At 40.0% G+C, this 13,888-nt stretch carries 16 protein-coding genes; 14 read left to right on the plus strand and 2 right to left on the minus strand.

Annotated features, from left to right (window positions below; genetic code table 11):
• The first annotated feature begins 136 nt into the window (after window positions 1-136).
• The 4 genes from noc (at window position 137) to AYJ08_RS09225 (ending at window position 3,944) form a co-directional block, all read left to right on the plus strand.
• On the plus strand, window positions 137-991 hold the full coding sequence (gene noc, locus AYJ08_RS09210; RefSeq protein WP_031412615.1) for a nucleoid occlusion protein: 855 nt from the start codon (window positions 137-139) through the stop codon (window positions 989-991).
• Between the two features lie 178 nt (window positions 992-1,169).
• Window positions 1,170-1,928 carry a ParA family protein gene (locus tag AYJ08_RS09215; RefSeq protein WP_003344627.1) on the plus strand — a complete coding sequence of 253 codons (759 nt, stop codon included), beginning with the start codon at window positions 1,170-1,172 and terminating at the stop codon, window positions 1,926-1,928.
• Window positions 1,925-2,770 carry a ParB/RepB/Spo0J family partition protein gene (locus AYJ08_RS09220; RefSeq protein ID WP_064017467.1) on the plus strand — a complete coding sequence of 282 codons (846 nt, stop codon included), beginning with the start codon at window positions 1,925-1,927 and terminating at the stop codon, window positions 2,768-2,770. Before AYJ08_RS09215 ends, AYJ08_RS09220 begins: the two co-directional genes overlap by 4 nt.
• Window positions 2,771-2,783: 13 nt before the next feature.
• Window positions 2,784-3,944 (plus strand): aminotransferase class V-fold PLP-dependent enzyme, encoded by a 1,161-nt coding sequence (locus tag AYJ08_RS09225; protein WP_064017468.1) that lies wholly within the window; start codon window positions 2,784-2,786, stop codon window positions 3,942-3,944.
• A gap of 56 nt (window positions 3,945-4,000) precedes the next feature.
• Here the strand turns inward: AYJ08_RS09225 and yyaC are convergent, their stop codons facing one another.
• Window positions 4,001-4,624 (minus strand): spore protease YyaC, encoded by a 624-nt coding sequence (yyaC, locus tag AYJ08_RS09230; protein ID WP_064017469.1) that lies wholly within the window; start codon window positions 4,622-4,624, stop codon window positions 4,001-4,003.
• A 206-nt stretch (window positions 4,625-4,830) separates the two neighbouring features.
• Here yyaC and AYJ08_RS09235 point away from each other — a divergent pair, with 206 nt between their 5' ends.
• The 4 genes from AYJ08_RS09235 to pepF all read left to right on the plus strand — a co-directional run bounded on the left by AYJ08_RS09235 (window position 4,831) and on the right by pepF (window position 8,512).
• On the plus strand, window positions 4,831-5,082 hold the full coding sequence (locus AYJ08_RS09235) for a putative Se/S carrier protein (RefSeq protein WP_022586014.1): 252 nt from the start codon (window positions 4,831-4,833) through the stop codon (window positions 5,080-5,082).
• A 21-nt stretch (window positions 5,083-5,103) separates the two neighbouring features.
• Window positions 5,104-6,018 carry a mechanosensitive ion channel family protein gene (locus AYJ08_RS09240; RefSeq protein WP_064017470.1) on the plus strand — a complete coding sequence of 305 codons (915 nt, stop codon included), beginning with the start codon at window positions 5,104-5,106 and terminating at the stop codon, window positions 6,016-6,018.
• A 4-nt stretch (window positions 6,019-6,022) separates the two neighbouring features.
• Entirely contained in the window at window positions 6,023-6,238 is a 216-nt protein-coding gene (locus AYJ08_RS09245; RefSeq protein ID WP_064017471.1) for a DUF951 domain-containing protein, read from the plus strand.
• Between the two features lie 342 nt (window positions 6,239-6,580).
• Window positions 6,581-8,512, plus strand: coding sequence for an oligoendopeptidase F (gene pepF, locus AYJ08_RS09250; RefSeq protein ID WP_064017472.1), 1,932 nt, complete (start codon window positions 6,581-6,583; stop codon window positions 8,510-8,512).
• A 274-nt stretch (window positions 8,513-8,786) separates the two neighbouring features.
• Here the strand turns inward: pepF and AYJ08_RS23950 are convergent, their stop codons facing one another.
• Window positions 8,787-9,002 (minus strand): hypothetical protein, encoded by a 216-nt coding sequence (locus tag AYJ08_RS23950; RefSeq protein WP_064017473.1) that lies wholly within the window; start codon window positions 9,000-9,002, stop codon window positions 8,787-8,789.
• 122 nt (window positions 9,003-9,124) lie between these two features.
• Between AYJ08_RS23950 and AYJ08_RS09260 the strand changes: the two genes are divergently transcribed.
• The 6 genes from AYJ08_RS09260 (at window position 9,125) to AYJ08_RS09285 (ending at window position 13,875) form a co-directional block, all read left to right on the plus strand.
• Entirely contained in the window at window positions 9,125-9,835 is a 711-nt protein-coding gene (locus tag AYJ08_RS09260) for a hypothetical protein (RefSeq protein ID WP_231929066.1), read from the plus strand.
• Window positions 9,836-10,518: 683 nt separating this feature from the next.
• Entirely contained in the window at window positions 10,519-11,619 is a 1,101-nt protein-coding gene (gene ychF / locus AYJ08_RS09265) for a redox-regulated ATPase YchF (RefSeq protein ID WP_031412624.1), read from the plus strand.
• Between the two features lie 137 nt (window positions 11,620-11,756).
• The gene (gene rpsF / locus AYJ08_RS09270) at window positions 11,757-12,044 is read left to right on the plus strand and encodes a 30S ribosomal protein S6 (RefSeq protein ID WP_064017474.1); all 288 of its coding nucleotides are present in this window, start codon (window positions 11,757-11,759) and stop codon (window positions 12,042-12,044) included.
• A 24-nt stretch (window positions 12,045-12,068) separates the two neighbouring features.
• Entirely contained in the window at window positions 12,069-12,536 is a 468-nt protein-coding gene (locus AYJ08_RS09275; RefSeq protein WP_031412625.1) for a single-stranded DNA-binding protein, read from the plus strand.
• 52 nt (window positions 12,537-12,588) lie between these two features.
• Complete coding sequence (gene rpsR, locus AYJ08_RS09280; RefSeq protein WP_003334009.1) at window positions 12,589-12,819, plus strand: 30S ribosomal protein S18; 231 nt, start codon at window positions 12,589-12,591, stop codon at window positions 12,817-12,819.
• Window positions 12,820-12,894: 75 nt separating this feature from the next.
• Complete coding sequence (locus AYJ08_RS09285) at window positions 12,895-13,875, plus strand: DUF2232 domain-containing protein (protein ID WP_064017475.1); 981 nt, start codon at window positions 12,895-12,897, stop codon at window positions 13,873-13,875.
• The last annotated feature ends 13 nt before the right edge of the window (window positions 13,876-13,888 follow it).

Raw genomic sequence — 13,888 nt, forward strand, 5'->3', positions numbered from 1 at the left:
CTCTTTGCTTGTAAAGCGATAAATGTTGGGGAAATGATAAACCTAAGGCTCTATCATCGCTGAATTTTGGCCATCAATAAAGAATTGGCCACCAAGAGTTTTTCTAACAGTGTGTAAAGAAGTGGGGGATTTCAGAATGACAGTAAAAAATCAATTTTCACGTTTGTTTGGTCTCTCGGATAAAGCGGAAAACGAGGAGATTAAGCAAATTCCAGTTGATGAGATTGTCCCCAATCCTTATCAGCCTAGAACTGTGTTTGATGATGAAAAAATTGAAGAATTGTGCCAAACCATTAAGACACATGGTATTATTCAACCGATTGTGGTTCGTGTTCGTAATAACCAGTTTGAGATCATTGCGGGAGAGCGCAGATGGCGTGCATCAAAGAAAATCGGTATGGAACGGATACCCGCTATTGTAAAAGATTTTAATGATACACAGACAGCTTCTATTGCTTTAATCGAGAATTTACAACGTGAAGGATTAACGGCCATTGAAGAAGCCTATGCTTATCAAAAACTTATTGATCTTCATAATCTAACGCAGGAGAGCTTAGCGCAACGATTGGGCAAAGGGCAATCCACCATTGCTAATAAATTACGGCTTTTACACTTGCCTCAACAGATTCAGGAAGCTCTCATGGCAAGACGGATTACAGAGCGACACGCACGAGCTTTGATACCGTTAAAGGATGCAGAGCTACAAATTAAGCTGCTAGAAGAGATTTCTCTGCGTGAGCTTAATGTGAAGCAAACGGAAATCAGAGTGAAGCAATTATTAGAAATGATGGAAAATCCTAAGCCTGAGAAGGAAAAACGAGGAAGATTTAAGGCCTTTTCACGTGATTCGCGCATTGCTATCAATACTGTGCGTCAATCTATTGATATGGTTATTCAAACAGGGTTGCCTGTGGAAACCGATGAAGAGGATTACGATGAATATTATCAATTTACGATTCGTATCCCTAAAAATCAAAAACCTCAGTCATAAAGCGGCATGAGCCGCCTTTCTTTTTCTGTATGATTATGTATATATGGAATACGGGCATCATCTAAAATGTGTACTTTATCAACAAAATCGTTCTTACAAACAGCTAATTTTGCGCGAACAGCGTCAGGAATACGACAAGCTGCTCTCACAAGTAACATGTACAAATGAGGTGGAGATTTTGGGGAAAGTAATTGCAGTAGCCAATCAGAAAGGCGGCGTTGGTAAAACAACCACTGCTGTGAATCTAAGCGCTTGCTTGGCTAGTATAGGCAAAAAGGTTTTATTGGTGGATATCGATCCGCAAGGGAATGCTACAAGTGGTGTTGGTATTAATAAAGCCGATGTACGTTATTGCGTATACGATGTACTAATTAATGATATCAGCCCAATCGAAACAACTCTGCCTACTGAGATTGAGGGGTTATCTATTATCCCTGCTACGATACAATTAGCAGGTGCAGAAATAGAGCTAGTACCTACCATTTCACGAGAAATTCGCTTAAAAAAGGCACTAGAGGTCGTGAAAGATAACTATGATTTTGTTATTATAGATTGCCCTCCGTCTTTGGGGATTCTTACAGTCAATTCGCTGACAGCCTCCGACTCGGTCATCATTCCCATTCAATGTGAATATTATGCGCTCGAGGGGCTTAGTCAGCTTTTAAATACAGTTCGATTAGTTCAAAAGCATTTAAATGCTAATCTAGCTATTGAAGGAGTATTGTTAACGATGCTAGATGCGCGTACGAATTTAGGCATTCAAGTAATTGATGAGGTAAAGAAATATTTCCAAGATAAAGTGTATCAAACAATTATTCCACGCAATGTGCGACTAAGTGAAGCACCATCGCATGGACAAGCAATTATCAGCTATGATCCACGTTCGAGAGGGGCCGAAGTTTATACTGAATTGGCTAAGGAAGTGGTCGGTATATGAGTAAACGCTTGGGAAAAGGGTTAGGCGCCTTAATAACCTCTAATTTGATTGAAGAGAGTGAGCAAGTTACAGACGTCGAAATCAGTGAGATCCGTCCCAATCCATACCAGCCTCGTAAAGAATTTGAACCAAAAGCTCTGCAAGAACTAGGAGAATCTATCAAGATTCATGGCATCATTCAGCCTTTAATCGTCCGAAAGAGTATTAAAGGATATGAGTTAGTGGCGGGAGAACGACGTCTGCGTGCTGCTAAATTGGCAGACTTAAAGAAAGTCCCTGTAGTTATTAAAAGCTATACAGACCAACAGATTATGGAGCTTGCTCTTATTGAAAATTTGCAGCGGGAAAACTTAAATCCGATGGAAGAAGCCGAGGCATATTTTAAATTAATGGAGCATTGTTCCTATACCCAAGAGGAATTAGCGCAAAAAGTAGGGAAAAGTCGTCCCCATGTAACCAATATCATGCGATTGTTACAGTTGCCTGATAAAATAAAAGAACTAGTCGCTATGTCTTCCTTATCCATGGGACATGCGAGAGCGTTGATTCCTGTAGAAGATACAGATTTACAATGGAAACTGGCTTGCGAAGTGATTAAGTACGAGTGGACAGTACGCCAATTGGAGGAAACGGTGAAACAACTGCATGTTTCACGTGAAACCAAAAAGAAAAAGCCTGCTACAAAAGAAAAGGTATACGTTCAATGGGAGCAACGTCTACAGAATCGTTTTGGAACGGGTGTTCAAATCAATAAAACGAATAAAAAGGGAAAGATAGAAATAGAATTTTACTCCGACGACGATCTGCAACGCATTCTTGATATTTTGCAAATAGAAGAGTAAAGGAGCTTTTCCTATGTCAGTGACTTATTTGGATAATGCCGCATCTTCTTGGCCAAAGCCATCCCAGGTAAAAGAAGCAATGATAGAAGTAATAGACGATTACGCAGCTAATCCTGGTCGTGGAGGACATGCACTGGCGATGAAGGCCAGTAAAGCGTTGTTTCGGACGCGTATACAACTTGCTAGGTTGTTCGGGATCGAGAACCCGAATAACCTCTTTTTTTACCAAAATGCAACTCAAGCGCTCAATCAGGCGATAAAAGGCTTTCTACAGCCGGGGGATCATGTAGTAACCTCATCGATTGAACACAATTCTGTACGCAGGCCACTTGAATATTTGCGCGCGAAGCTTGGAATTGAAATTACATATGTCAGGCCGCGTGAAGATCAGTTATTTTATGCTGAGGATTTTGCCCAAGCATTTCGGAAAGAGACTAAATTGCTTGTGGTTAGCCACGCTTCTAATCTAACAGGTATGATCTTACCCATTAAGGAGCTAGGTCAACTGTGTAATCATCATCGGCTTACTTTCTTGGTGGATGCTTCGCAGACAGCAGGTGTTCTGCCTATAGATGTTGCCGATATGAAGATTGATATGTTAGCTTTTCCTGGTCATAAGGGGCTATACGGACCACAAGGAACAGGATGCTTATTTGTCAGAGATGAGATTAATCTGGAGCCATTACTACATGGTGGGACAGGAAGTCAATCCGAGGCTATTGAGCAGCCAACGACCAGACCAGACCGCTATGAAAGCGGAACAGCTAATACGGTTGGTATTGCGGGGCTAGGTGCTGGTGTATCATTCGTCCTGGAAACTGGAATTGAGAAAATTCATCAACAGGAATGGGCGTTAGCAAAAATGACCCTCGAGGAATTAATGAAGATAGACGGGGTAGAGGTATATGGACCTGACCTGTCAATCGAACGGGTTGGGCTGGTTGCGTTTAATATAAAGGGAGCAGATGCTTCTGAGATTGCCTTCATTTTAGACCAACAATACCAAATCGCTGTGAGGGCTGGTTATCATTGCACGCCGCTGGGCCATGAGACAGTTGGAACTGAAAAAAGAGGCGCTGTGAGAGCCAGCTTTGGGGTATTTAACGACGAAAATGACGTGAGGCGACTGATTTCGGCAATCAGGGAGATTTCCGAGGCATTTTATGTCGGATAAAAGAGGATGAAGATGAAAAAGGCAACCTTACTAGTGTGAGGTCGCCTTTTTTACTATCAACTACCGTCTCGTATAAACGGTATATCTTGATATGTGTAATCAAACGGGGAAAACAATTGAGCTGTTGCTTTGTGAATAGCTGAGGCAATAATATCAGCCATACTGACTACAACATGTAGCCGAGTGTTTTGTAGGACGAAATACTCCATAAAGCCACCTACATTGACAATTCCGGTGATATGGAAGTGTCCAACAGCGGGCAACTCTTTTTTTACTCCGGCTCCTGGTTTCACTGGACCATCAGCGACGTTAATACATCCTACATGCTGGTATTGCCCTAAACAAGCATCAATGGCTACGATGAGAGCATTAGGATGCTTTTCTGTTATCAGCGCGATCTGATCCGCAAGATTAACAGCATGCACAGGTTGTTCAAGCGTCCCATATACGAAAATATCGTCAAGAAAATATGTGTGTAGTCGAGAGCCAACTAAGGGACCTAAGGCATCACCGGTAGAGCGATCTGTTCCGATGCATAGAACTACTAGATCCTGATCTGCTGACTTTTGAAGGAAACGTTCATAAAGATGCTCAGACAATTTTCTCGTAGCTGACTCATGCGTGTGGTCAACCCTAAAGGGAGGATAAGAAACATCCCGATTCTCTTCAAATCGTTTCATAGATACCTCCACGAAATAAAAGTATTCCTAGTATATGGAGATTTAGGATGTTTTATACCTGAGGAGGGGATTGAGATTAGAAATTGATTAAAAACTGCAAGAGAAAGTAGAAGAGAGAGTCATCTCCGGGTAAAATAGATAATGCTTTACGAATGAGCTGGTGGGTAAGTGTGATAGAGGCTGGAGGAAAAGGAGAGAGCACAAAGATGGAAAATACCGTCTTGATCGCTTTTGATTCAACACAGCAAGCATTACGGGCAGAAATGTTATTAGAATATGAGGATATCGAAATCGATACCCGACCGACGCCTAAGGAAATTACGGCTGGATGTGCACTATCTATTGAATTTCCCCGCGAGTCATTTGAACGCGCACTGGCTATTATCACTTCACAGCACGTAGTCATACGTGGATTTTTTCATTATGAAAATGGAACTTACGTAGAGATAGGTTTGTAAAAAGAAAGGGGTTAAAGAGACTTGGAGGAAATACAACAGGACTTGAATGCTAACTTAACTGCATTTCAAAAGATGTGGAATCAGGTATATGGAGTACTATCAAATCCAGATTTTTGGGTGGATAAAGGGTTTGCTTTGATTGGGATTATTCTCATTATTGTGTTAGCCCGGATTTTAGTAACCATTATTGGAAAATCAGTTGATCGCATTTTTACTAATCGAGAGAAAAGTATGATTCAATTTGACAGACGTCGAGTAGATACGATGCGCATACTGGTTAAAAATGTGGCTAGATACACAATCTATTTCGTTACTCTATTGGTGGTACTAAGACAGGTAGGACTAGATTTGCAGCCGGTATTAGTAAGTGCGGGTGTATTGAGTCTTGCTGTAGGTTTTGGAGCGCAGAGCTTAGTAAAAGACGTCATTACAGGATTTTTCATTATTTTTGAAGATCAATTTGCTGTAGGAGATATGGTAACGATCAATGGAGTGACAGGGACCGTCATGGTTATTGGTTTGCGTATCACCAAAATTAAAAGCTGGACGGGAGAAGTGCATATCTTTCCGAATGGTACGATTAATCAAGTAACTAATTTCTCGGTTCAGAATTCAGTGGCTTTTGTTGATGTGTCTGTCGCTTATGAGGAAGATTTGACACATGTAGAAGAGGTTTTAAAGGAAATCGTAGAGAAAATGGGGAAAGAAGAAGAGGATATTGTCAATCAACCGCAGGTATTGGGTGTTCAAGCGTTGGGACCGTCAGAGGTCATTATTCGTGTGACAGCAGAGTGTAAGCCTAATACGCATTTTGGCATTATGCGTAAGATGAGAGCACGAATTAAACAAGAATTTGTTCGTAGAGGTATTGAAATCCCATACCCTAAAACTGTTATGATGGGGAAAGATAATAAAGTGATAAATCCAGGTGGGTGAATTCATGGAAAGAAAGAAATTTGATCTGGGGGACATTGTCCAGATGAAAAAACAGCATCCATGCGGCACAAATGCATGGAAGATTATTCGTATGGGGATGGATATTCGAATTAAATGTACGGGATGCGATCACAGTGTGATGATTCCGAGATTGGAATTTGAAAAGAAGATGAAAAAAGTATTGGTGCCAGCAGCGCCAAAAGAGTCCGCAGAAGAATAGTGTAGATATGCTGGATGCAAAAAAGATGCCTCGGTTATAGGGGCATCTTTTTTAGTATAGAAAAAACTTTCCACAAAAATAAATAAAAAAATGTGGATAACCCAAAAAGTGAAAACCTATATATAGCAAGGCTTTCACTTGTGTATAACTTTTTTTGAAAAAACTATCCACAAAGATATCCACAGGCTTATCCAGGATAGAATTGAATAATTTTGTGACAATTTATCACAATAAAAGAGATGAATACGATCCCATCCAATTTTCTTACATAAAAAATAACGAATCTAGCATGTTTAGAAATGATGATGGAAGTGTTACGTTATTAGAAAGGAGCAGGTTGCTATGATTTCTCTCAAGGGAAAGAATCTGGTATGTGCAGTTGTTGCATGCACATTTTTTATCCACAGCAGCTTCATGTCTATTTCCTTTGCCTATCCACAAGTGGGTAACAAAGAGACACAACGAACATCATATCAAAATCGCAAAGAAATTCCAACCATTTTTACATGGAATTTATCAGATATTTATCCAAATGTATCAGCGTGGGAAAAAGATAAGCAGGAGACAAAGCGATTAGCCGACGCTTTTGCAACTCAACAGGGCAAATGGAGAAAATCAGCAAAGGCGCTTGCTCAAGGGATGGAAGCGTATAGTCAATTGATGCGGCTACTCGATAAGGTGAATGTGTATGCCACATTGAATTTTGATATACAAACGGCTAACCCAAGTGCTCAGGCAATTGTCAACCAAGCCGAAAAAATCCGAGTATATGTTAAGGAACGAACCTCTTGGGTAGGTCCAGAGCTTGTTTCTATTCCCGATCAAAAGATGAAACAGTTTTTACAGGCACCAGAATTAGCCCCTTATAAACCATTTATTCAAGAAACAATACGTGCAAAACAGCACATGCTCCCAAGAGAACAGGAGCAATTATTGGCTTCCTTTTCTTCGTTGGGGGAAACGCCAGAAAATATTTATAAGATGATTTCCAAAGACATCCCACTGCCTCTGATAAAAGATGAAACAGGTAAGATGGTGCCGTTGACCAGAACAAACTATGCCACTTATTTGGATAGCAAGGATCGGCAAGTAAGAAAAGCCGCCTATCAAGCCATGTATCGAACACTAGAGAAATATCAGGATACCTTGGCTCAGACGCTGGCAGGACAAATTAAAGCAAATAACCTATATGCATCAAATAGAAAGTATAAGAATGCTTTGGAAGCTAGTCTTACACCAAATCAGGTGCCTGTAGAGGTATACGATCAACTCATTTCCACTGTGAATAAGAACATACCGCTCTTGGAGCGTTATCTTAAGCTACGTAAAGAGATGCTTTCATTACCAGAGCTTCATATGTATGACTTATATGTACCCCTTGTAGATCAAAAAAATGATTATATCCCCTATGAACAAGCAAAGGACTTGGTTATAAACGGGCTTGCACCACTTGGTGAGGAGTATGTATCTGTGATTAAAAAAGCGTTTGATAATCGATGGATAGATGTATATTCTACACCTGATAAAAGAACAGGGGCTTACCAATGGGGGGCTTACGATACCCATCCTTATGTTTTATTAAATTATCAAGGCTTAAAAGGAGATGTCTCAACTATTGCCCATGAATTGGGACATGCTATGCAATCGTATTACACAAACAAGGCACAGCCTTATATAACATCGGGTTACCCGATTTTCACGGCCGAGGTTGCTTCCACTATGAATGAAAATCTGCTATTTGCGAGCCAATATAAAAAGGCAAAGACAAAAAAAGAGAAAATGGCATTACTCGTGCAAAACTTAGAAAATTTCCGTACCACCTTATTCCGTCAAACTCAATTTGCTGAATTTGAGAAAGCCATGTATGAAGCTGATCAACGCGGTGAAGCACTACAAGCGGACTCCCTTAAGAAAATGTATCTGGATATCAATAAAAAATATTATGGCAAGCAGGTAGTTATGGATCAGGAGATCGCCATGGAATGGGCCCGCGTCCCTCATTTTTTTTATAACTTTTATGTCTATCAATATGCTACAAGCTTTGCGGCATCCGTAGCTCTTGCTAAACAAGTAGAAGAGGGCGGGAAACCAGAAGCTGAACGTTTTATCAAGACGTTACTTTCGTTGGGCAGCTCTAAGCCGCCGCTTACTGTTTTGAAGGAGGCGGGGGTAGATATGACCACAGCTAAACCAATAGAGGATGCGATGAAGGTATTTAAAGAGAGACTAGATGAATTGGAAGGATTGCTGAAGGAAGCTAAGAAGAAAACCTAGATAAGCTGGGTTTTCTTTTTTTATTGCTTTGATTAGGAATATGTACGCAGGTTCGAGCGTTGGAATTGTAGGACTGGCAAATGTCTTGTTAAGAAAACATCTCGTAAAGAAAACGAAGCAAACCCTTAATAATAAAGGTTTTTTTCTATAAATAGCTTACAGGAAATAGTCTATTAATCCAATTTTGGCATGAAGAGAAAAAGACCGCCTATGATATTGTTATGGCGATCTCCGTTATAAAAAATTACGTCGATTTGCAGTTCGTAGCACCTTATTACTTAGGCTCCTTTTTTATGAAGAAAGAGAGTAGAATTATTACCGCACTTATCGCCAGTTCCCAATAGAAAAGCGTATAGAAAGAATCTAAAGGGTGATTGTAGTATGCTTTAGTAAATTTATATTCTTCTAACGCGAACCATTCACCCCAAACCATCGCCAAAAATAACTGAAAAAACGCTCCAAAAAGAAAAGCAACACCTATCTTAAACATAAAATCTGAATCCCTCCTAAATACGGAATATATTTAAAATACTACAAATGATATGGAATATCCAATTATTGTATGCTAATATAAAAATGCCTAAATTTTACAATAATGGAGGAATTAGTATTGTGAAAAAGCTAGTAAGTTTATCATTAGTGGCAGCATTATCAATTGGAATTACGATGCCTTGGATGGGTAATAATGTCCAAGCCAATGAGTTACCAGCTACATTGAGCGAAAGCAGCATTGTACCAGACAAGATTGAATACATCACAAGTGAAAAAGGGGAAAGAGTACCTGTTATTTACATCGCTGATCCTGATAAAGCACAAAAATTCATGGAACAAAATGGATTTAAAAAAGAATCCGCCATTAAGGATCAAACTGCTAAAGACAGTGAAAAAAGAAAAGGTATCCAGCCAGCGCTTTTTGATACTTATGAATATGTAGATTACGTTGGGCCTATGAAATACGATTATAGAGTGGACTATACAGAAAATAGGACAAAAAAGGATTTTGAATGGGTACGTACAGTGGAGAGAGATGCATTCTCCGAAACGTCAATAACTGTGGGCGGGGATTTTGAAAAGGTTTTTAAGGCAGAGGTAGGAAAGAAATGGGCAGAAAAATTCACCTATAAAGATACATTCACAGTGGAAATTCCTCCCAAAAAACAAGGGGAAATTTGGACATGGAATAATGCTAGGGTGTATAAATTTAAAGAAATTGGTACGTTCAGTACAGTCAATTTCACTGCCACTCTAGTAACCAATTATTTTGGTAATAGTATCATTATTACAGACTTTAGAGATCCTCATGGCAAACCTCCTAGAAAATAAAAAGAGTACATAGCAATCACTCATGAAACTCCTTCTCCATTGTTCCAGTTTGGTAGCTTCCTTGTGGCCTTGCCGGGATTAGTCGTGACAAGAGTCGCCGTTGCCTCGGCCCAAAAAAGTAAGACCGCCACTAAGCCTTCCAAAGCTTGACGATCTTACCCTATGCTAGTCAATCCTATTGAGAGATGGTCTATTGTATAAAATCGTAGGTGCGCCAGCATCTACGTTTTTTTATTTACTCAATACTTAAACCTTGTAGGATATAAATATAATTTTTAAGCAACAAAATGTACTGCATACAATAAAACTTTACAGTCTGTGAAGCGATATAAAATTGCAATAGGCATTAAGAAATGCAACAATGAGTGTATTGACAAGATAGGCGCTATATTACCTAAAAAAAGTATTAATCTATGAAGGAAAGTTATTACTTGCACACTGAATGCGGATATTATTGTTTTGGAAAAAGCGGTATTATAACTGACTGTAAAATTAAGGCTGAACTTATTTAAAAAACGACGACTTTTTATTAGGATATGAAACAAATATGAAAAAGCAATTTTAGGTCAAGTTGTGGGAACCATTTCTATTAAAGATTGGGAACTGTGTGATTGTATTATAACCAGTAAGTCTTTATACTAAAGAGCATGTTCTATTTCGGAAAATAAGGAGTGTATATATACATGGGTTCGAGCGTTGGAATTGTAGGTCTTCCGAATGTTGGGAAATCTACCTTATTTAATGCAATTACGCAAGCGGGAGCAGAATCCGCAAACTATCCTTTCTGTACCATTGATCCTAACGTGGGTATCGTAGAAGTACCTGATCCGCGTCTAAACAAATTAACAGAGATCGTTGTTCCAAACAAAGTTGTACCTACGGCTTTTGAATTCGTGGATATTGCTGGTTTGGTTAAAGGAGCGAGCAAAGGGGAAGGATTGGGCAACCAATTTTTGGCCCATATTCGTGAAGTAGATGCGATTGCACAGGTGGTACGTTGCTTTGAAGATCAGAACATTGTACACGTTGCAGGTAAAGTAGACCCTCTAAGCGATATTGAAACCATTAACCTGGAATTGGTATTTGCTGATTTAGATTCCGTTACTCGCCGTATTGATCGTATGGGGCGTAAAGCGAAATCAGGTGATAAAGAGGCAAAGGTAGAGCTTGAGGTATTAGAAAAACTAAAGGCAGCCTTTGAAGAAGGACAAGCAGCACGTGGTGTTGAGCTAACAGAAGATGAGCTTAAAATCATTCGTGACCTGCACCTGTTAACCATTAAACCAATGCTGTATGTTTGTAATGTAGCAGAAGACGGCATCCACACTGCTGATGAGAATCCGCATGTACAAGCAGTTCGCAAGCATGCTGAAGCTGAAGGCGCTGAGGTAGTTATTATCAGTGCAAAAGTAGAATCTGAAATTGCTGAATTAGAAGGCGAAGACAAGGAAATGTTCCTAGAAGAGCTAGGACTGCAAGAATCAGGTCTTGACCGCTTGATCCGCGCTGCTTATTCCTTGCTTGGTTTGATTACGTACTTCACGGCTGGGGTTCAAGAGGTGCGTGCATGGACAATTCGTCGAGAAACCAAGGCTCCTCAGGCTGCTGGTGTTATTCACACAGACTTTGAGCGTGGATTTATTCGTGCCGAAGTGGTAGCTTATAATGATTTGGTAGAGGCGGGCAATGTGAATGCCGCTCGTGAAAAAGGGAAATACCGCTTGGAAGGTAAAGAATACGTGGTAAAAGATGGCGACGTTATTCATTTCCGTTTCAACGTGTAATCTCTTGATTTGTCCTTAATGGTTTGTTATAATGCTTAAATGCGAGTATGGAAATGGGTGCCTCTAGTAGGTTTCATTAGCACTCGCTCCTTGCCCTTTTTTAAAGGGCCGCTAGTCCAAAAGGAGGTGAAGAAGGTATGCGTCAATATGAAGTAATGTACGTATTGCGTCCAGACCTTGAAGAAGAGAAAGTGAAAGCGAATGTAGCTCGTTATAGCGAAGTCGTTACTAACAATGGTGGAGAAATCACCAAGCTTCAAGAAATGGGTAAGCGTCGTCTTGCTTATGAAATCCAAAAGTTCAAGGATGGTTTCTACGTTTTGATGAACTTTAAAGCTAACGCTGAGGTTGTTTCTGAAACTGAGCGTTTGATGAAAATTAACGACGACGTTATTCGTTTCCTTTTCGTAAGAGAAGATCAGTAATCGTTGTCGCGGGGAGGGAGTCTTATGCTAAATCGTGTTATTCTAATTGGAAACTTAACAAAGGACCCTGAATTGCGTTATACGCCCAATGGTGTTGCGGTAACGACCTTTACCTTGGCGATAAATCGTCCTTATTCTGGAGCCGGTGGCGAAAGAGAAACGGACTTTATCAATATTGTAGCATGGCGTCAATTGGCTGATCTATGTGCAAACTATCTTCGTAAAGGTAGAAAAGCTGCTGTAGAAGGCCGTTTACAAACCAGAAGCTATGATAATAAAGAGGGTAAAAGAGTATACGTAACAGAAGTTGTCGCAGATAACGTGCAATTCCTAAGCTCACGTGAAGCGAGTGAAGGAAACACCGGCTATGACCCTGGTCCAGGCTATGGTGGCACGCGTCCGGCTTCCAAAGGTAATAACGATTCATTTAATGACCCCTTCGCCGATTCTGGAAAGCCGATTAACATCTCAGATGATGATCTGCCTTTCTAGTTAAGTTCTAGATCGTATGTAAACTATCATAACTTGAAAAGGAGGGACTCTCATGGCACGTAAAGGACGTCCTAATAAACGCCGTAAAGTTTGCTACTTTACTGTTAATAAGATTAAAAAGATCGATTATAAAGATATTGATCTTCTTAAGAAGTTCATCAGTGAGCGTGGTAAAATCTTACCTCGTCGTGTAACTGGTACTTCTGCTAAATATCAACGTAGATTGACAATCGCTATTAAACGCGCTCGTCAAGTAGCGTTGCTGCCATATACGGCTGAATAGAATCAATAAAGTCAAAGGGGGGCACAGAGCGTGGCCCCTCTTTTTCCATATTTATAAGAGGGGAGTCGCTCCTGTTTGCCTAATCGAACAAAACAACTAGCAGAAAGTGCTTTGTTACTGGGAATTGCAGGCGTGTTTCTCTTTGTAAGCCTTGCAACTCCTCTATCTGGCGTATTCTCTTTCTTGTTGCCTATTCCGTTCATCATTTTAGCCATGAGACGTACTGGCAAACAAATGATTATCATAGCAATAGCATATGCTGTACTTGGGCTGATCATTAGCTCGATTGCTGGTGTTATTTTTGCACTATCTGCCGTATTGCTGGGCTGGGTGATGGGCTTTGCGTATAAGAATACCAATCGGGCATTTCCAAGTATTTTTGCAGGTTCTATTGTTAAAGCGCTGTCTTATGTATTTTTAGTGTATGTATCATCGAAGCTGATGGGCATTGATATTGTTCAGCAATTCCATCAAGGAAAAGAATTAGCTTTAAATAATCCGCAGCTTTTGGAGTTAAGACCTCCAGAGTTTACCGCAGAGGCGTGGAAAAAATTATTAATTGACATATTTGAGATGTTGACCATGTTGTTGCCGTTTATCATTATGTTTGGTAGCTTTATATCTACCACGTTCATTCATTGGATGGCACGACTGATCAGTAAAAGACTGTCCATTCAAATTCCAGCTTTGCCGCCTATACGACAATGGCAATTACCGAGATCACTTCTGTTTTTTTATGTGGTAACATTGCTGTTCATGCTCTTCAATAGGAATACAATGGGTCAAACAACGAGTGGTTCTTTGTTATTTAACTTGTTTTATGCACTGCAATTCCTGTTTTTTATTCAGGGATTAGGGTTTGTTGCATTCGTTGTTGATAAATATAAGAGCAAATGGCGTTTTCCATATGTCTTTGCTGGAGTATTTATTTTTCTCATCCTAGCTACTATACTTAATATAGGCGGGGTAGTATTATTGTTGGCTACCGTATTAGGATTCGTGGGATTGCTTGATTTGGGCATACGATTACGTACTAGACTTGAGAGTAGAAAGTGAAGAGGAGCTGAGT

This window comes from Brevibacillus sp. SKDU10 (genome assembly GCF_001645205.1).
In the GTDB taxonomy this organism is placed as follows: domain Bacteria; phylum Bacillota; class Bacilli; order Brevibacillales; family Brevibacillaceae; genus Brevibacillus_B; species Brevibacillus_B halotolerans.